The sequence below is a fragment of the Cryobacterium sp. TMT2-10 genome, from assembly GCF_004403075.1.
Lineage (GTDB): Bacteria > Actinomycetota > Actinomycetes > Actinomycetales > Microbacteriaceae > Cryobacterium > Cryobacterium shii.
In genome coordinates, this window is the sequence record NZ_SOGW01000090.1 from 54,557 (window position 1) to 73,062 (window position 18,506).

Below are 18,506 nucleotides of genomic sequence, written 5' to 3' on the forward strand. Positions count from 1 at the left end.
CTCGGCCGCGCCCGCGCACGTCCTATGGTCAGCGAGGGGCCTTGACCTTCGCAACCGTGATCTCGGTCCACCCGAGCACGGCACCGGTCGCGTCCTGCACGACGAGCTGGTACTTGCCTGCACGGATGTCGGCCGGCAGTGTCGTGCTGACCTCACCCTTCGCGTTCACCAGCAGCCAGCCGCCCAGGTTCTTGACCGGCTTGGACTGCAGCGACACCGAGACGAACTCGCCCGCGTGCGCCGCTCCGACGTCGACCGTGACCGTGGCGCCCGCGGCGTAGGCGGCCGCGTACGTGTCGACCTTGTCCTTGATTGCCTTGGTCAGGGCCTTCGGGCTGGCGGCGGTCGGATCGGTCGCCGGCGGCACCGGCACGTTCACGGTGATCGGCACCCGCACGATCGTGCCGGACTCCGTGGCCGTGAGAACGAGCTCGCTGTTCGCCGCGGCATCCTGCGGCACCGTGACGGTGACCGCGGCCTTGCCGGAGGCGTCGACGGCTGCCGTGCCCGGGCCGGCACTGCTGCCGGACCAGAGCAGCGTCAGCGCCGTGTTCTTCGGGGCGCCGAGCGAGCTCAGGTTCAGGTCGCCCACGGTGAACGTGACCGAGGCGCCGCGCTCGACGGCCCCGCTCGGAACGCCCGTGACGCTGGCCTGGCGGGCGGCGAACGACGGTGCCACTGGACTCTTGGCCGTGAGGTAGGAGATCCAGGCGTCCCGGTCGACCAGACCGGAGTCGCGCGTGCCCGTTCCATTCTTGAACTCCCGGAAGTTGTCGCCGCCGGTGAGCAGGAAGTTGAACGAGCCGACCCGGTAGGAGCGCGCCCGGTCGATGGCCGAACCGTCGATCCAGATGCCCGTGATGCGGTCGCCCTCAGCCCGGGTGGCGTCGAACGTGTAGTTCACGTTGTCGGAAAGCCCCAGCTGCAGGTACGGGCGGCTCGGGATGTTGCCGGCCGCGTCACGCTGCCACTGCTGTTCCAGAACGGTCTTGAACTGATCCCCGGTGAGGCTGGTCGTCCACAGGTTGTTCAGGAACGGCAGCACCGCGTTGGCCTCGGCGTAGGTGACGACACCGTCCGGCGAGTACAGCAGTTCGGCGCGCATGCCGCCCGGGTTGACCACGCCGATTTCGGCGCCGCCCTTGGCCGGGTCGGCCAGCGATTCGCGCAGGGAGTTCGCCACCAGCGTGCCCATGGCAGACGGTGCGGCCCGGTTCTCGGCGCACGGTGAGGTGCCGCCGAGGCAGGCGCGGGTGATGTCGGCGGTGACCGAGCCGATCGGCTGGTTGCCGATGACGGCCGCCTGGGCGAGCGCGGCATCCGTGATCGTCTTCACCGCGGCGACCCGCGGGTATGCGGCGACCAGGGTGGCGTCGGCCGTGACCGAACGCTTGACGTTCTGGTTCTTCACGGTCGTGGTGTCACCGGACGCAACGTCGTAGTTGAGCACGACCTGGCCGATGTTCTCGCCGTAGCTTCCGGTCTGGAGCACCGGGCGGGTGACCCCGGCGGCCGCACCGGGGAGCTGGGCGTTCCACGCGTACTGCTTGTGCGTGTGGCCGGTGAAGATCGCGTCGACCTCGGCGGAGGTCTGCGTGACGATCCGGGCGAACGCGCTGTCGGTGAGGGCGAGCTCCTGCTCGAGGGAAGCGCCGTCCGGCGTTCCGGCGCTGGCCCCCTCGTGGTACTCGGCGATCAGCACATCGGCTTCGCCGTTGGCGGGGTTGCCGTCGGTGAGCTGGGCCGAGACCCGGTTGACCGCGGCGACCGGGTCACCGAAGCTCAGGCTGGCGATGCCGTTCGGCGAGACCAGCGCCGAGGTCTCCTCGGTGACCGCGCCGATCACGCCGACCGTGACGCCGTTGACGACGTAGGTGGCGTACTCCTGCATGGCCGGGGTTTCGGTGCCGAGCTGGTAGACGTTCGCGCCCAGGTAATCGAAGTCGGCGGCGTCGGCGACGCGGCCGGTCAGGTCGGAGAAGCCCTGGTCGAACTCGTGGTTGCCCACGGCCGAAGCCTTCAGGTCGAGGGCGTTCAGCACGTCGATGGTGGGTTTGTCACCCTGCGAGGCGGAGGCGAACAGGGAGGCGCCGATGTTGTCACCGTCGGAGAGGAACAGGGTGGACGCGTCCCCGTATTCCGCGCGGAGCTGCTCGACCGTTCCAGCGAACTTGACCGTGTTGGCGTCGATGCGGCCGTGGAAGTCGTTGATGTTGAGCAGGTTGATGTCGACGTCGGTGGGGCTGGCGAGGTTCAACCCGACGACGGCCGGGTCGTGGTCGGACGAGCGGAACGCGTCGGCCAGGTAGAAGTCGGTGACGTTGTTGTTGTACCGGCTGTACTCCAGGGCGACCGACTCGACCGAGTTGATGTTCCAGACGTCCACATCTGTGACCGCGGCATCCGCCTCGGGCGACGCGAACACGTGGTCGAGCGAGCCGACCATGCCGCCGAACGCGTAGGTGTACTCGCCGCTCTTGGCTTCCTCGCTGAGGTAGCCGGCGTCGGTGATGACCTTGATCGGGTCTTCCTGGTCGTAGGCGTTGAAGTCACCGGTGAGGAAGACGCGCGCGATGCCGGTGCTGGTCTTCAGCGAGTCGGCGAACCCGACGAGCGCCGTCGCCTGGTTCACACGGGACAGGTTCGAGGCGCCCTGGCCGTCGCCCGTGTCGGCGTTGGCGCCGGTTCCGGACCCCTTCGACTTGAAGTGGTTGACGATCGCGAGGAAGCGGCTGCCGGTGTCGCCGACCAGCTGGAAGGCCTGGGCGAGCGGCTGGCGGGCGTTGACGAAGGCGGCGTGGTCGAAGATGGTCGACCCGCCGACAGTCTCGACGGCGGCGGTCTTGTAGATGAACGCGGTGCGGATGACGTCTTCGCTGACCGGGAGGGCGGCCGGTGAGGGCACGAAGGCCCAGACCGGGCTGCCCGCGGCGGTGTTCAGCGCGGCGACGAGGTTGGCGAGGGCGGAGTCGCGGTCCTTGCCGAAGCGGGCCGAGTTCTCGATCTCCTCGAGCGTGACGACCTGGGCGTCGAGCGCGTTGATCGCGGAGACGACCTTCGCCTGCTGGCGCTCGAAGCTGACCTGGGTGGCCGCGCCGCGGGCGTCGCAGCCGCTGTTGACCGTGATCGGCGTGCCGGCCCGGTCGGTGTAGTAGGTGCAGCCGGTGATGGAGTCACCGGTGGTGGCGAAGTAGTTGAGCACGTTGAAGGTGGCCAGACGGATGTCGCCGCCCACCGGTCTGGGCGCCGCTGTGCGGGTGTTGGCGAAGGTCGCGGGCTGCACGGCGGCGGCGGTCGCGGGCACCAGCTCGGCGGTCGGCTGGAACTTCCAGTTGCTGTTGCGGAAGTCGAAGATGACCGGCTTCGTGAACGTGACGGCCGCACCGATGCGCACGGGGTTCGCGGTGGACAGATACGGAACAGGGAGGCCCTTGTTCGTGGCGCTGCCGAGGTAATTGGTCGTGGCGCCGTCGTCGAGGGTGACCGCGCGCGCCTTGTTGGCGGCGACGGCCGCGGTGTACGCGTCCGTTCCCGGGCGGGCGGTGACGGTCGGGCCGACGAGCGGGGTGCTCCCGGCGGCGAGGCCGATCTCGCCGTACTGGTTGGTCGAGTAGTTGTTCGTGACGGTGAACGCGCCGGCGGGGGCCAGGAGCATGCCCTCGAGGGACTCGCGCGCGGCATCCGTGGCCGGAAGGCCGACCGTGGCGGGTGCCGGGGCGACGATTCCGGCCTTGTCCAGGGCGGTGACGTCGCTGAGCGCGCCGACGGTGAGCTGCGTGAGTCCGAAGAACTCGGACGCGGTGCCGGTCACCGAGACGTAGTCGCCGGCCGTGACGGGGGCGACGAGCGCGTTCGTGTAGACGAAGATTCCGTCCGAGGCGGTGTGTGTGGTCAGATCGACCGCGCCGCCGGTGCCGGGGGTCTGCAGGTAGAAGCCCCTGAAGCCGCCGGCCGGGTAGGTGGCGGTCACCACGCCGGTCGTGGTGACGAGCTTGCCGGTCTGGGCGCCGGCATCCGTGCTGCCCTGGATCTCATTGATCGGGAGCGCGGCGGCGGGCGCCGGCGGGGTGGTCGGCGCCGGGGTCGGAGTGGGCGTGGTGGTGGCCGCGGTCTCGCCGGCGGCGTTGGTCGGGGTGGGGGCCGCGAGCGTGAAGTCGCCCGAGTTGACGTCGGTGTCGAGGCCCGTCGCGCGGCTGAGCGCGGTGGTGACGGATGCCGCGGGCGCCGCCGTGGTCTCGAACGTGAGCGACGAGCCGTACCCGATCAGGTCGATGACGCCGGGTGCGTTCAGCAGGGATCCCGTGGGGGGAGCGGTCAGCGCCGTGGTCTGGTTGGCGAGGAAGAGGGTTCCGCCGCCGCCAGCGAAGGAGGAAGAGAGAGAAGCGTTCGGAGTAGGGAGGGGGGCGCCGTTGGCGGCGTTCGAGTTTCCCTGCACGAGGTAGTAGCCCCTGGCCGGGATGGACCCGGTCAGCGGGAGCACGGCGGTCGGGTTCGTGGTGCCGGTGGCCGAGCGGTACTGCAGCGAGGTGCCGTCGAGGGTGACGAGGGCATCCGTCGGGTTGTAGAGCTCGACGAACTTGTTCAGGTAGGTGGCGCCGGCGCTGCCGCCGTTCAGGTAGGCCTCGTTGATCACGACCCCGGTGCCACCGACGTCTGCGACGGCCGGCAGCGCCACGAGCGGGCTCGCGACCAGGCCGAGGCCGAGGAGAGAGGCGAAAGTCAACTTCCAACTGCTGTGTGCTGCAGGCGACATGGGTTCCCTAAGTAGGCGACGACATTGATCGCAATGCTACGGAGGCAGGGCCCTGCTTGAGCGTCCTGCAAAATAACAAAAGGTGAATTCAGGCGTTCTGCTCGAATGAGCAGAAGAATGCGAAAATACCCCCACATGAGCGCCGCCCGAAGGGGTACTGTGCGCTCTTCACTCTGCTCTTCACTGTGCTGGCAGGCCGGCACGAGCCGGTCCGGTCCACCCGGCTCCGGGTCAGACGAGCCGCTTGACCATCCGGGTATTGCCGAGTGTGTTCGGCTTCACGCGGGCCAGGTCGAGGAACTCGGCGACGCCCTCGTCGTGCGAGCGCACCAGTTCGGCGTAGACCCGCGGGTCCACCGTTTCGGAGCCCATGTCGCTGAAGCCGTGCCGGGCGAAGAACGGCACCTCGAAGGTCAGGCAGAACAGGCGGCTGAGTCCGAGCTCGCGGGCATCCGCTTCGAGCCGGTCCATCAGTGCGTGGCCGACGCCGCGGCCCAGCCAGTCGGCGGTCACGGCGAGAGTGCGCACCTCGCCGAGGTCTTCCCACATCACGTGCAGGGCGCCGCAGCCGATCAGGTTGCCGTCGGCATCTTCGACCACCCGGAATTCCTGCACGGCCTCGTAGAAGACGACGCTTTCCTTGCCGAGCAGGATGCGCTCCTGCACCAGCGGCGCGACGATGGCCTGGATGCGGGGCACGTCGGTGGTGCGTGCCCGGCGAACCGAATACTCCTGCATCTGTCGCCGACCGGCCTTTCCTGCTGATTCATCCCGCACCATCAATCTCCCAGTCTAGGAACCAATTCGACGGAGATTTTGCCGGATATGCCCATTTCCGGCCCAAAACAGGGTTGTAGAAGCAAAATCTCCGTCGAATTGGTGAGGGACGGAACGTGGAAAGGGGCGGGCGAGAACGCAGAAGGGCCCGGCGGATGCTCCGCCGGGCCCTTCTGAACGGGGTTGCGCTAGTCGCTGGTCACCGCGAGGTCGGGCGAGCCCGGCCCCGTGCCGATCGCGGCCGTCGTGTTGACCCCGACCCCGACCGCTGAGGCGCGAACGGTCGTGGTGAAGACGTACTCCCCGCCCACGTAGTCCACGTGCACGTGGTCGCCGGCGTTGAGCTCGCCCTGCAGGATCTTCTCTGACAGGCGGTCCTCCACCTCGCGCTGGATCGCGCGGCGCAGCGGCCGGGCACCCAGTGCGGGGTCGAAGCCGACCTCGATCAGGTGTTCCTTCACCGCGAGGGTCAGGTCCACCGTCATGTCGCGGTCGAGCAGACGCTCGCCCAGCCGCTTGATGAACAGGTCCACGATCTGCAGCAGTTCCGGCTTGGTCAGCTGCGGGAAGACGATGACCTCGTCCACGCGGTTGAGGAACTCGGGCTTGAAGTGCTTCTTCAGCTCTTCCTTGACCTTGCCGCTCATCCGGTCGTAGCTGGTGGCCGTGTCGCCCTCGAGCTGGAAACCGACGGGCGCGCCGCTGATGTCCTTGGTGCCGAGGTTCGTGGTCATGATGATCACGGTGTTCTTGAAGTCGATGACGCGACCCTGGCCATCCGTCAACCGGCCCTCTTCCAGAATCTGGAGGAGGGAGTTGAAGATGTCGGGGTGGGCCTTCTCGATCTCGTCGAACAGCACCACGGAGAACGGCTTGCGGCGCACCTTCTCGGTGAGCTGGCCGCCCTCTTCGAAGCCGACGAACCCGGGAGGGGCGCCGAACAGTCGGGACACGGTGTGCTTCTCGCCGTACTCACTCATGTCGAGCGAGATCATGGCGGCCTCGTCGTCGAAGAGGAACTCGGCGAGCGCCTTAGCCAGCTCGGTCTTGCCGACGCCGGTGGGGCCGGCGAAGATGAACGAACCGCTCGGGCGCTTCGGGTCCTTCAGGCCGGCACGGGTGCGGCGGATGGTCTTGGCGAGCGCCGAGATGGCCTCCTCCTGACCGATGACGCGCTGGTGCAGGGCCTTCTCCATGAAGACGAGCCGCGAGGACTCCTCTTCGGTGAGCTTGAAGACGGGGATGCCGGTCGCCTGGGCCAGGACCTCGGCGATCAGTCCTTCGTCGACGACGGCGGTGGTCTTGACGTCGCCCGACTTCCACTTCTTCTCGAGGCGCAGCCGCTCGCCGAGGAGGTTCTTCTCCTCGTCGCGCAGGCCGGCGGCCTTCTCGAAGTCCTGCTCCTCGATCGCGGTCTCCTTGGCGGCGCGCACCACGGCGATCTTCTCGTCGAATTCGCGCAGCTCGGGCGGGCTCGACAGGATCGACAGGCGCAGGCGGGCGCCGGCCTCGTCAATCAGGTCGATGGCCTTGTCCGGCAGGAACCGGTCGGACACGTAGCGGTCGGCGAGGTTCGCCGCGGCCACGAGGGCGCCGTCGGTGATGGACACCTTGTGGTGCGCCTCGTACCGGTCGCGCAGCCCCTTGAGGATGTTGATCGTGTGGGGCAGAGACGGCTCGGCGACCTGGATCGGCTGGAAGCGGCGCTCGAGCGCGGCATCCTTCTCAAAGTGCTTGCGGTACTCGTCGATCGTGGTGGCACCGATGGTCTGCAGCTCGCCGCGGGCGAGGAGAGGCTTCAGGATGCTGGCCGCGTCGATCGCGCCCTCGGCGGCACCGGCACCGACGAGGGTGTGGATCTCGTCGATGAAGATGATGATGTCGCCGCGGGTGCGGATCTCCTTGGTGACCTTCTTCAGGCGTTCCTCGAAGTCACCGCGGTAGCGGCTGCCGGCGATGAGCGAGCCGAGGTCGAGCGAGTAGAGCTGCTTGTCCTTCAGCGTCTCGGGCACATCGCCCTTGACAATGGCCTGGGCGAGGCCCTCGACGACGGCCGTCTTGCCGACGCCGGGCTCACCGATCAGAACCGGGTTGTTCTTGGACCTGCGGGACAGGATCTGCATGACCCGTTCGATCTCTTTCTCGCGCCCGATGACCGGGTCGAGTTTGTTGTCGCGGGCGGCCTGCGTCAGGTTCCGGCCGAACTGGTCGAGAATCTGGCTGCCCGCCGGACCGCTCGCCTGCTCGTTCGCGCCGACCTGCACCTGCTCCTTGCCCTGGTATCCAGACAGGAGCTGGATGACCTGCTGGCGCACCCGGTTGAGGTCGGCGCCGAGCTTAACGAGCACCTGGGCGGCAACGCCTTCACCCTCGCGGATGAGGCCGAGCAGAATGTGCTCGGTACCGATGTAGTTGTGGCCGAGCTGCAGCGCCTCGCGCAGACTCAATTCGAGCACCTTCTTAGCGCGCGGCGTGAACGGGATGTGCCCGGTCGGCTGCTGCTGGCCCTGGCCGATGATGTCCTGCACCTGCTCGCGCACGGCGTCGAGGGATATGCCCAAGCTCTCGAGGGCCTTGGCGGCGACACCCTCGCCTTCGTGGATCAGGCCGAGCAGGATGTGCTCGGTACCGATGTAGTTGTGGTTGAGCATCTTGGCCTCTTCCTGGGCCAAAACGACGACGCGACGAGCTCGGTCGGTAAATCTCTCAAACATGTGATCGCTCCCTTGGCGCCAGGGCAGTTGTGGCGCCGATACATCGAGAGTAACGAGGGAACCCTGAAATGCATGCCTCTGTTCGCCGCAGGCGTGACGGATGTCGCCGCGCACCCGCCGAGGCACCCGCCGCCGCGCCCGCCGCCGCGGCCCCGAGGCACCCGCCGAGACATGGCCGAGAGATCGCCGAGTTCGACCGTTGCGGCCGAGTTCGCCAGGCATGCCGGGCGAACTCGACCGGAAGTGGCGAGCTCGGCGGTGCGCGGGTACGGGGGGCGGCATGGGCAGGGGTGCGGCGTGGGCAGGGGGCGGGCGACATGGGCAGGCGTGACGGATGTCGCCGCGCACCCGCCGAGGCACCCGCCGTCGCGGCTCATAGGCACCCGCCGTCGCGGCTCATAGGTACCCGCCGCCGCGGCCGGCCGCGCGCTCCTTACGCATCGACCGGCGAGCGCAATAATGACTCCGAACGGTGGCGGGGAACGCGCCCCGGGGGGCCGTGACAATCGCAGGCGAGAGGCGGAGGCAGTGGACCGGACCGGAAGTCCCGAAGCGGAAAGCACGGCTGCGGCGGAAAGCACGGAAGCGGCGCTGGCCCGGCTGTCATCCGAGAATGCGCGGCTGCGAGAGCACCTCGACGCCGCAGAGGCCGCCGCGGCGGCCGGCGCAGAGACCGTTCCCCTTCCCGGCCTCGCCGCCCCCCCCCCNCCCCCCCCCCCCCCCCGCACTCCTCCCCCTTCCCGCCACCGATGGCGCGCGTTCCTGGCGGTGCTGCTGGTCACCGTCGGCGTTCTGCTGGCGCCGGTCGCCGTGGTGGCCCACTGGACCCGCAACGTGGTGACTGACACCAACACGTTCGTGGCCACCGTTGCGCCGCTGGCCGACGATCCCGCATTCCAGGCCTACCTGGTCGATGAGATCGTCACCGTCGTCGACGAGAAGGTCGATATCCAGGGGGTGACGAAAGACCTCTTCGACGGGCTCTCGAGCCTCAACCTGCCGCCCCGGGCGCAGGACGCCCTCGCCCTGCTGGAGGCGCCGGCCGTGCGCGGAGTGGAATCCCTCATCCGTTCCGGCGCCGAGCGGGTCGTCACCTCGAATGCGTTCGCGCAGGTCTGGGAGGAAGCCCTGCGGCTCAGCCACACCCAGATCGTCGCGGCGCTGGAGGGCGAGACCTCCTCCGCGCTCGTGATCAGCGGCACCGGCGAGGTCGGGATCCAGCTCGGGCCGATCATCGCCGAGGTGAAGAAGCAGCTTGTGGCGCAGGGCTTCGGCCTGGCCGCGAACATCCCGGAGGTCGATCGCACGATCCCGATCGCGCAGGCGGATGCCCTCGTGCAGGCCCGAACCGCGTACCAGCTCCTCGACGTTCTCGGCGCCGTGCTGCCCTGGGTGAGCCTGCTGTTGATCGCCGCCGGCGTGCTCGTGGCCAGGCGCAAGTCGCGCGCCCTGATCTGGGCGGGCGTGACTCTCGGTCTCTCGATGGCTCTGCTGGCCGCGGGGATCTCCGTCGGCCGCATCCTCTTCGTCAACGCTATATCGCCCGCCGATCTGCCGGCCGACCTCGCCGGCACCGTCTATGACGCGCTCGTGCCGCTCGTGCCGCTCGTGTACGCCACCGCGCTGTCGGTGGGCCTGGCCGCGGTGACCGTCGCCGTGGTCGCGTACCTGGCCGGCCCGTTCCGCGGGGCGATCGCCGTTCGTCGCCTGACCCGCGACGGGGCCCGAAGCCTGCGCGGCTCCGCCGCGCGGAGCGGCGTGACCACCGGGCGGGCTGGCGTCTGGCTCTACCGGGCCCGGCGCTACATCCGGGCAGCGGTCGGCGTGGCGGCCGCCGCGGTCGCGATCTTCTGGCGACCGCTCACCCCGGCCGTGATCATCTGGACCGCGTGCTCGCCCTTCTGGTGGTGCTGCTGCTCGAGCTGCTGCAGCGCCCGCCGGACGAGGTGCCGCCCCTCACTCCCGACGCGCCGACGGAACCGACCGACCTGACCGAGACGGCCGAAATACCGGCTGAGGGTGTCACGGTTGGAGCGGGGCCGGTGGGCTCAGAGGCCGTCGGCTCCGGGCCGCCCCCGCCCAGCCGCGACGACGTCGACTAGCCCGCACCCGGCACGGCACTGCACATCGGCCTACGAGGGCACGCCCGCCCCGAAGGTGGCGGTCACGGAGTACCGCTCGCCCAGAATGTGGCTGCAACGCAGTTCAACGGCGGCTCCGCGCTGGTAGCCGATTCTCTCGATCCGAAAAATAGGGGCTCCGGGGGCGCAGCCGAGACGTTCGACGTCCAGAGCCGAGGCGGTGTCGGCGCGTAGCTCCTCAACCCCGCCGTCCACGGTGATGCCACATCGCTCGCGCAGCTCCTTGTAGAGCGCGGTTGCGGCGAAGTCGACGCTCAGGAGCGGGCGGACCCGGTCAGCGGGGAGCCAGACGTGATCGACCGCGAACGGCTCCTCGTCTGCGAGACGCAATCGAGACAATTTGAACAACTCCTGGGCCGGCGGCAGCGAGAGGCGTTCGGCGACGGCCGGATCGGTGACCAGCCGGCGCTCCAGAACAACGCTGCGCTGGGTCATCCCGGATTCCTGCACGGATGCGAACAGGCTGTAGACCGGGCCGAAGGCGCTGCCCAGGCCGCCCACGATCACCCGGGGCTTCCTGCCCCTCTGAGCGGTAACCGACCCCGTCTCCCTGAGCGGGCGAAGGGCGCTGCGGATCGTACCCCGGCTGACGCCATAGGTCGCGGCCAGTTCCAGCTCACCGGGGAATCCGTCCGCGAATTCTCCCCGGGCAACGCGAACCGCGAGGTCCGCGCCGATGCTCTCCCAGAGCGGCCTGCGCGGGGCCGATTCAGACGGATCATGAGCGCGTGCGCCTGGCTGGGCAGGTGCTGCCACGGCTGTCCTTTCTCACTAAATGTCTATACATTGTAAATGTCTCATCAAAATCCGGGAGGGCGACGACCATGGCATCTGCGCAACCCAAGAACGCGTCGTCGGGCTCCCGCCGACGCGGCCTTGTCTACCTGATCGCCGGCGCTGTCGCGATTGTAGTCGTCCTCGGGGTCGGCTTCGCGGCCCAGTCCGGCACGGCAGAGCAGGCATCGCCCCCAGCCGGCGCCGACGAGCAAGGCTCCGAACCGGCCTTCGACATGTCCCGTCGAATTGACGGCGATCCGACGGCGCGGGGTGACACGGATGCCCCGGTGGTGCTGGTCGAGTATTCGGACTACCGCTGCCCGTTCTGCGCCGTCTTCGCCCGAGAGACCCTCCCGCTGCTCATCGGCGAATATGTTGATTCGGGCCAGGTGCGCATCGAATGGCGGGATCTCACGGTCTTCGGCCAGGAGTCCATTGACGCCGCCGTTGCGGGACGGGCAGCCGGGGCGCAGGGCCTGTTCTGGGAGTTCAACGAGGCGACGTTCCGGGATGCCCCCGAGAGAGCCCACCTCGCCCTGCCGCGGGAGCGTCTGCTCCAGATCGGCCGCGACATCGGAGTGCCTGACATGGCTCGTTTCGAGAGCGACCTGGCCGACCCCGCGCTACTGGCGGCTGTCACCAGGGACACCGACGAGGCTCGCTCGTTCGGCGCGACCGGAACACCGCTGTTTCTCGTCAACGACACGCCCATTTCCGGCGCCCAACCCGTCGAGGCCTTCCGCCAGGCCATTGATCGAGAACTCGCCGAAGCCGCCGAATAATGGATATCGGTTACGCCGGCGCGCTGATCGGCGGGGTCCTGACCCTGCTCAGCCCCTGCTCGGTCCTGCTCCTTCCCGCGTTCTTCGCCTACGCGTTCTCGACGCCGACGAAGCTCCTGGCCCGCACGGGACTCTTCTACCTGGGGCTGATCACCACACTCGTGCCGATCGGTGTCCTCGCCGGCACGCTCGGAGCGTTTTTGACGCAGAACCGCGCCGGGTTCGTGGCCGTCGCCGCATCCCTCGTGATCGCCCTCGGACTGGTCCAGCTCATCGGCATCAGGCTTCCGGCGTTCGCCAGGGACGGGGGCGGTGAGGGCACCTCCTCGGCCTCGGTCTTCCTCCTGGGATCGGTCTACGGGGTGGCCGGGGTGTGCGCGGGCCCCATTCTCGGATCGGTCCTCACGGTTGCCGCCGTCGGCGGAAACGCCGCCTACGGCGGCATCCTGCTGGCGATCTATGCGCTGGGAATGACCGTGCCCCTGTTCGTGCTGGCGCTGGTTTGGAACCGCCTGAGGATCGCGGAGCGCGGCTGGCTGCGGCCGCGAATGGTGCGGATCGGACGCTGGCAGAATTCGTGGCTGCTGGTCGTGTCCGGCCTGCTCTCGATCGGAATCGGAGCACTCCTCCTGCTGACCGAGGGCACGGCCGGACTCGGTGGCATCCTGACCATCGGCGAGCAGTTCGCCGCCGAGTCCTTCGTGCTGAACGCCTCCTCGGGCGTCTCCAATCTCGTCTTCGGCCTGGCGGCCATCGTGGCACTGATCATCATCGCCGTGATCTTCTTCGTGCGCGGCCGGCAACCGGCAGCTCCGGCGCGAGCCACAGAGCAGGCCGAACCCGGGCGATCAGCAGAGCCGATCGCCCGGTGACGAGTGCCAAGGGGCTCCTACTGCACCGCGGAGGTCAGCCGGGCGAGGTTGTCGAGCACCGTGGAGCGCAGCGGCTGCTTCATCCACTCCTCGAGGGTCAGTTCGCGGCTGTCGGCGCGGTAGCCGTCCTGCACCGCGCGCAGTTGCTGCACGAATGAGCGGCCGCGCACCATCATCGACACCTCGAAGTTGAGGCTGAACGAGCGCATGTCCATGTTGCTCGACCCGATCACGGCCACCTCGTCGTCGATCGTGAAGTGCTTGGCGTGCAGCACGTACGGCGCCTTGTACATGAAGATCTTCACGCCGGCCCGCAGGAGTTCCTCGTAGTAGGAGCGCTGCGCGTGGTAGACGAGGGCCTGGTCGGCGACCTCGGACACGAACAGTTCCACGTTCAGCCCGCGCTGGGTCGCGGTCGTGATCGCGTACAGGATCGATTCGTCCGGCACGAAGTACGGGCTCGTGATGATGATGCTGTCCTGGGCGTAGTAGAGCAGCGCCAGGAACAGCCGCAGGTTGTTCTCGCCCTCGAACCCGGGCCCACTGGGCACCACCTGACAGTCCAGCGAATGCGGAACGACCTCGGTCGACACCGGCTGGATATCGCGGGTGAGCAGGTCGTTCGTCTCGCTGTACCAGTCCGTGATGAAGATCGCGTTGAGTCCGGAGACGATCGGCCCCTCGACCCGTGTCATGAGGTCTTTCCACTGCAGTCCGCGACGGATGTTGGCGGGCATGTTGTAGCTGCGGTCGATGACGTTCTGTGACCCCATGTACCCGACCGTGCCGTCCACGATCAGCAGCTTGCGATGGTTGCGCAGGTCGGGACGCTGCCATTTGCCCTTCAGCGGCTGCAGCGGCAGCAGCAGCTCCCACTTCACTCCGGAGGCGGTGAGCCGGTTCAGCGTCGCCCGGTAGCCGGGCTTCCGCATGGACTGGATGTGGTCCATCAGCACGCGCACCGTGACGCCGCGCTTGACCGCGTTCTCGAGGGCGTCGAAGAACGGCGCCGTGGTCCTGTCGAGCGAGAAAATGTAGAACTCGACGTGCACGAAATTGCGTGCCTGGTCGATGTCGGTGACCATCTCGGCGAAAGTGCCCTCGTAGTCACCGAGCAGCCGGGCCTCGTTGCCGCCGACCAGCGGCATGGACCCCAGCGTGCGGTTGAGTTCGACGACCGATTCCAGCCACGGCGGCCACGGATGGTCGCGGCGCACCTGGTCGATGCCCTCGGTGCTGTCGAGGATGAACTGGTTGATCTCCTCCTGCATCTCCAGGCGCTTCCTCGGCAGGGTACGGTAGCCGATCATCAGGAAGAGCAGTGCGCCGATGAACGGCAGGAAGAAGATCGCGAGCAGCCAGGCCATCCCGGAGGTCGGCCGTCGGTTGCGGGGCACGACGATGATCGCAACGACACGGATGGCGAAATCGACCACCAGGGCGATCACCAGGATGACGGTCGAGACATCGATGCCGAACATGCGGTGCTAGGTGACCGGCTTGTCGAGCCCGAGCTTGGCGCGCTCTTCCGCCTCGATCCGGGCGTATACCTTACGTTCCGTTCGGTCGGCACGCAGGATGGACCGCATGATCACCCAGAAAATGAGCCCGACCAGAATGGTGGGCAGGAGCGACCAGAATGCGCTGACCCAGAAGTTGTCCATAGTCCCTCCAACGATACGGGAAAACGGTGGGCGAGGGCACAGGTCCACGGGGCTGTTCGGCTCGACCCGGGGGCTTTGTGAAGTGTTGATGGCTAAGCTTGCCCGGTGCCAGAAGGAGGACGGATACCGAAGCCCCGCGCGGCGTTGACGACCGCCACGAGCCGCGGCCTGGTCCTCGATCTGATCCGGTCGGCGGGGCCGATCAGCCGGGTCGAACTGGCCGAACGCACGGGTTTCACCCAGGCGACCATGTCCACCGTGGTGCGGCAGTTGATCCGGGAGGGCCTGGTGCGGGAGGCCGGCAGGAGCGAGTCCACCGGCGGCAAGCCGCGGGTGCTGCTCGAGGTCGACCCGGACGCCCGCTTCGCCGTCGGAATCCAGCTCGGCGCGGACTTCATCACCTTCGTGGTCACGAACCTGAGCGGGGCTCTGGTGGGAGGCACCCGCATCCGTGGGGTCGGGCCTAGCGATCCCGACCTCACGGTGGCACGGATGGCCGCCCAGGTCGACGCGCTCCTCACCGGGCTGGGCGTCGCGCCCGGCCGCGTGGTCGGCATCGGGATCGCGGCCCCGGGCCCGCTGGACCTTGATTCCGGGAGCCTGCTCGCCCCTCCGACCCTGGCGGCCTGGCGCGACTTCCCGATCCGAGACGCGGTCCGGCGCGCGACCGGGTTTCCGGTCACCATCGACAATGACGCGACCGCGGCTGCCATCGGCGAGTTCTGGAGCGGCTCCATCGCCGGCACGGCGGCGCACTGCACGGTCTACATGGGCGCCGGGATCGGATCGGGCATCGTGCTCGGCGGCACTGTCTACCGCGGCGCCAGCTCGAACGCCGGCGAGATCGGCCAGCTCTGGGTGAGCGCCCCCGACGGGGCGGGACCGGGAGCCACCGTGGAGGACCTCGCCGGGCCGAAGGCGATCGCGGCCAGCGCGCGGGCCGGTCTCGCCGAGGGACGCCGGTCGGCCGTTGAGCTGTCCCCCGAGGGAGACCCGTTCCTCGACTTCGAGCTCGTCGCCGCGGCCGCCGTCGACGGCGACCCGTTCGCCCTGGAGCTGATCACCCGGTCGGCCGACCACCTGGCCACGGCCATCGTCGCGGTCGCCAACATCCTCGACCTGGACTCGATCGTGCTGGCCGGCCCCTCCTTCGCCACGGCCGGCCCGCTCTACCTCGTTGCGGCCGAGCGCCGCCTGGCGGAGGGGTTCTTCGCCCGGGCGCGGCACCGCGTGCAGGTGCGCCTCTCCGCCCACGTCGCAGACGCCGCCGCCGTCGGCGCGGCCGCCCTCATCCTGCACCAGGAGCTCGCCCCGCACTCCGCCGGGCAGACCGCCCCGCGGGCGCGGCGACTTCCTATTTGACCAGGATGCCGTAGAGGCCGGTGACGACCAGGTACAGGCCGATGCCGCCGCCGATGATCCAGACCACGATCCGGTTCCGCGAGGGCCCGTTCCGCCGGGGCCAGCCGGATTCGGTGGGCTCGCCGGGCGCGGGGGTGCCGGAGGCGGGCGTGTGGGGGTTCGGCGTGCCGGAGGCGGGCGTGTGGGGGTTCGGCGTGTCGGAGGGCGTGATGCTCATGCGTCCATCATTTCACCAACGGGAACAGAATGGTCTCCCGGATGCCGAGGCCGGACAACGCCATCAGCAGGCGGTCGATGCCCATGCCCATGCCGCCGGTGGGCGGCATCCCGTACTCGAGGGCGCGCAGGAATTCCTCGTCCAGGCGCATCGCCTCCGGGTCTCCGCCGGCCGCGAGACGGGCCTGCTCGATGAAGCGCTCCCGCTGCACGACCGGGTCGACGAGCTCGGAGTAGCCGGTGGCCAGTTCGAAGCCGCGCACGTAGAGGTCCCACTTCTCGACCACGCCGGCGGTCTCCCGGTGGCCGCGCACGAGCGGGCTGGTGTCGATCGGGAAGTCCATCACGAACGTGGGGCGGGTCAGTCCGCCCTTCACGAAGTGCTCCCACAGTTCCTCGACGTACTTGCCGTGGATGGGGTGGTCGATCTCCAGGCCCTCCCGGTCGGCCAGCGTCTGGAGCTCGGCGAGCGGGGTTTCGGATGAGATGAGGTAGCCGACGGCCGCGGACAGGCTGTCGTACATGCCGATCCGGTCCCAGTCGCCGCTGAGGTCGAACTCGGTGCCGTCGGCCCAGGTCACCACATGCGAGCCGGCGATGGCCAGCGCGGCATCCTGGATCAGGGTCTGGGTGAGGTCGGCGATGGAGTTGTAGTCGCCGTATGCCTCATAGGCCTCGAGCATCGCGAACTCGGGCGAGTGGGTGGAGTCGGCGCCCTCGTTGCGGAAGTTGCGGTTGATCTCATAGACCCGGTCGATGCCGCCGACGACGGCTCGCTTGAGGAACAGCTCGGGGGCGATCCGCAGGTACAGGTCCGTGTCGAACGCGTTGCTGTGCGTCGTGAAGGGGCGGGCGGATGCGCCGCCGTGCATGACCTGCAGCATCGGCGTCTCGATCTCGATGAAATTGCGCTCGGTGAAGGTGCGGCGCAGGCTCGCGACCGTCTGCGAGCGCTGCACGACGCTGCGGCGGGCCTGTTCGCGGCTGATCAGGTCGAGGTACCGGCTGCGCACCCGGGTCTCCTCGCTGAGCTCGGTGTGCAGGTTGGGAAGCGGCAGCAGCGCCTTCGCGGCGACCTGCCACTCCGCCGCCATGATCGACAGCTCACCGCGGCGGGAGGAGATGACCTCGCCGGAGACGAACAGGTGGTCGCCCAGGTCGACGAGGTCCTTCCAGGCGGCGAGGGACTCCTCGCCCACCTCGCTGAGGGAGACCATGATCTGGATGCGGGTGCCGTCGCCGGACTGGAGACTGGCGAAGCAGAGCTTTCCGGTGTTGCGCAGGTGCACGACGCGGCCGGCGAGGCCGACGGTGACGCCGGTGACGGCATCCGCTTCGAGGTCGCCGAAGCGCGCGCGGACGGCCGGGATCGTGTCGGTCACGGGCACCGACACCGGGTAGGCACCCCCGCCGGGGCCGGTCGCGGCGGCGTTCAAGCGGTCACGCTTGGCCAGGCGCACGAGCTTCTGCTCGTTGCTTTCGGCCTCCGCTGCTGCGGCTGCCGCGGCGTTCTCGGCGTCGGTCGGTTCGGGGTTCTGCTGCTCGCTCATGCGGTTCTCCGTCTAGGGGATGTCCAGGGCCACGTTGTCGATCAGTCGGGTGTTCCCGACCAGCGCCGCGACCAGCATCCGGGCCGGCCCGACGTGGTCGGCGCCGACCGGAAGGAAAGTCCGCGGATCCACGACAACGAGATAGTCCAGTTTAACCAGCGGCTGAACGTCGATCCGCGCGTGGGCCGCGGCCAGCGCGGCGGCGACGCCCTGGGGGGCAGCGGATGCCGCCGCGTCGAGACCGGCGCTCAGCGACCGTGCGGCCAGGCGCTGGGCGGGATCGAGGTTGCGGTTGCGGCTGGAGAGGGCCAGTCCGCCCTCTTCGCGCACGATCGGCACGATCTCGAGGGCGAGCCGGAAGTCGAGGTCGGCCAGCATCCGTTCGACCAGGAAGACCTGCTGGGCATCCTTCTGGCCGAAGACGGCCAGGTCGGGGCCGACGATGTTGAACAGCTTCGCCACCACGGTGAGCATGCCGTCGAAGTGGCCGGGGCGCGCGGCGCCCTCGTACAGCGCGCCCACGGCGCCGGCGGTGACCCGGGTGGAGGCTGCGCCCGCCGGGTACATCACCTGGCTGGTCGGGGCGAAGACGAAGTCAACGCCCTCCTCGGCCAGGGCGGCGACGTCCGCGTCCAGGGTGCGCGGGTAGGTGTTCAGGTCCTCTCCCGCCCCGAATTGCAGCGGGTTCACGAAAATGGAGACCACGACGATGTCCCCCCGGCTGCGGGCGCGGCGCACCAGGGTCAGGTGGCCGGCGTGCAGGGCGCCCATGGTCGGCACCAGGACGATCCGCGCGTCGCCGGGAACGGCCCGCTCCCGTGCGGAGGCCAAGCGGCTCCGCAACTCGTCGATGCTGGTGATTACTTCTGGTGTGGTGAGCACGTTCACTCGTCCTCCG

Annotated in this window: 13 protein-coding genes; 4 read left to right on the top strand and 9 right to left on the bottom strand. The window is 68.8% G+C overall.

The genetic code is table 11. The annotated features are described in order from the left end of the window. Nucleotides 1-28: 28 nt before the first annotated feature. From E3T37_RS11045 to E3T37_RS11055, 3 genes are all read right to left on the bottom strand, one after another. Entirely contained in the window at nt 29-4,723 is a 4,695-nt protein-coding gene (locus tag E3T37_RS11045) for an ExeM/NucH family extracellular endonuclease (RefSeq protein WP_241994562.1), read from the bottom strand. A gap of 261 nt (nt 4,724-4,984) precedes the next feature. After that, a complete protein-coding gene (locus tag E3T37_RS11050; protein ID WP_134366856.1) occupies nt 4,985-5,491 on the bottom strand; it encodes an amino-acid N-acetyltransferase in 507 nt (168 codons plus the stop codon). Nucleotides 5,492-5,718: 227 nt separating this feature from the next. Further along, complete coding sequence (locus E3T37_RS11055; RefSeq protein ID WP_134366831.1) at nt 5,719-8,244, bottom strand: ATP-dependent Clp protease ATP-binding subunit; 2,526 nt, start codon at nt 8,242-8,244, stop codon at nt 5,719-5,721. A gap of 768 nt (nt 8,245-9,012) precedes the next feature. Between E3T37_RS11055 and E3T37_RS11060 the strand changes: the two genes are divergently transcribed. After that, on the top strand, nt 9,013-10,236 hold the full coding sequence (locus tag E3T37_RS11060; RefSeq protein ID WP_134366832.1) for a hypothetical protein: 1,224 nt from the start codon (nt 9,013-9,015) through the stop codon (nt 10,234-10,236). A gap of 140 nt (nt 10,237-10,376) precedes the next feature. Here E3T37_RS11060 and E3T37_RS11065 read toward each other — a convergent pair whose 3' ends face one another. Next, entirely contained in the window at nt 10,377-11,141 is a 765-nt protein-coding gene (locus E3T37_RS11065; protein ID WP_241976073.1) for a GntR family transcriptional regulator, read from the bottom strand. 68 nt (nt 11,142-11,209) lie between these two features. Here E3T37_RS11065 and E3T37_RS11070 point away from each other — a divergent pair, with 68 nt between their 5' ends. Then, nucleotides 11,210-11,944 (top strand): thioredoxin domain-containing protein, encoded by a 735-nt coding sequence (locus E3T37_RS11070; RefSeq protein WP_134366833.1) that lies wholly within the window; start codon nt 11,210-11,212, stop codon nt 11,942-11,944. Then, nucleotides 11,944-12,816 (top strand): cytochrome c biogenesis CcdA family protein, encoded by an 873-nt coding sequence (locus E3T37_RS11075; RefSeq protein WP_134366834.1) that lies wholly within the window; start codon nt 11,944-11,946, stop codon nt 12,814-12,816. The genes E3T37_RS11070 and E3T37_RS11075 overlap by 1 nt, the downstream gene beginning before the upstream one ends. Before the next feature lie 17 nt (nt 12,817-12,833). Here the strand turns inward: E3T37_RS11075 and cls are convergent, their stop codons facing one another. Together cls and E3T37_RS16865 are read right to left on the bottom strand one after the other, a co-directional pair. Further along, on the bottom strand, nt 12,834-14,297 hold the full coding sequence (gene cls / locus E3T37_RS11080; RefSeq protein ID WP_134366835.1) for a cardiolipin synthase: 1,464 nt from the start codon (nt 14,295-14,297) through the stop codon (nt 12,834-12,836). Nucleotides 14,298-14,303: 6 nt separating this feature from the next. Further along, on the bottom strand, nt 14,304-14,480 hold the full coding sequence (locus E3T37_RS16865) for a hypothetical protein (RefSeq protein WP_166787168.1): 177 nt from the start codon (nt 14,478-14,480) through the stop codon (nt 14,304-14,306). 105 nt (nt 14,481-14,585) lie between these two features. Between E3T37_RS16865 and E3T37_RS11085 the strand changes: the two genes are divergently transcribed. After that, nucleotides 14,586-15,842, top strand: coding sequence for an ROK family transcriptional regulator (locus E3T37_RS11085; RefSeq protein ID WP_241976075.1), 1,257 nt, complete (start codon nt 14,586-14,588; stop codon nt 15,840-15,842). Here E3T37_RS11085 and E3T37_RS11090 read toward each other — a convergent pair. Genes E3T37_RS11090 through panC form a run of 3 tightly spaced genes read right to left on the bottom strand, consistent with a single transcriptional unit; the run spans nt 15,835 to nt 18,490 of the window. Beyond that, on the bottom strand, nt 15,835-16,059 hold the full coding sequence (locus E3T37_RS11090; protein ID WP_134366836.1) for a hypothetical protein: 225 nt from the start codon (nt 16,057-16,059) through the stop codon (nt 15,835-15,837). The two genes, E3T37_RS11085 and E3T37_RS11090, sit on opposite strands and share 8 nt — an antisense overlap. Before the next feature lie 7 nt (nt 16,060-16,066). Next, a complete protein-coding gene (gene lysS / locus E3T37_RS11095; RefSeq protein WP_134366837.1) occupies nt 16,067-17,608 on the bottom strand; it encodes a lysine--tRNA ligase in 1,542 nt (513 codons plus the stop codon). A gap of 12 nt (nt 17,609-17,620) precedes the next feature. Then, on the bottom strand, nt 17,621-18,490 hold the full coding sequence (gene panC, locus E3T37_RS11100) for a pantoate--beta-alanine ligase (protein ID WP_241981074.1): 870 nt from the start codon (nt 18,488-18,490) through the stop codon (nt 17,621-17,623). Nucleotides 18,491-18,506 lie beyond the last annotated feature (16 nt).

Excerpts from the sequence above, each read along its gene's own strand:
- E3T37_RS11050 (WP_134366856.1), bottom strand. The coding sequence starts at position 5,491 with ATGCAGGAGTATTCGGTTCGCCGGGCACGCACCACCGACGTGCCCCGC.
- E3T37_RS11055 (WP_134366831.1), bottom strand. The coding sequence starts at position 8,244 with ATGTTTGAGAGATTTACCGACCGAGCTCGTCGCGTCGTCGTTTTGGCC.
- E3T37_RS11070 (WP_134366833.1), top strand. The coding sequence starts at position 11,210 with ATGGCATCTGCGCAACCCAAGAACGCGTCGTCGGGCTCCCGCCGACGC.
- E3T37_RS11075 (WP_134366834.1), top strand. The coding sequence starts at position 11,944 with ATGGATATCGGTTACGCCGGCGCGCTGATCGGCGGGGTCCTGACCCTG.
- cls (WP_134366835.1), bottom strand. The coding sequence starts at position 14,297 with ATGTTCGGCATCGATGTCTCGACCGTCATCCTGGTGATCGCCCTGGTG.
- E3T37_RS16865 (WP_166787168.1), bottom strand. The coding sequence starts at position 14,480 with ATGGACAACTTCTGGGTCAGCGCATTCTGGTCGCTCCTGCCCACCATT.
- E3T37_RS11090 (WP_134366836.1), bottom strand. The coding sequence starts at position 16,059 with ATGAGCATCACGCCCTCCGACACGCCGAACCCCCACACGCCCGCCTCC.
- lysS (WP_134366837.1), bottom strand. The coding sequence starts at position 17,608 with ATGAGCGAGCAGCAGAACCCCGAACCGACCGACGCCGAGAACGCCGCG.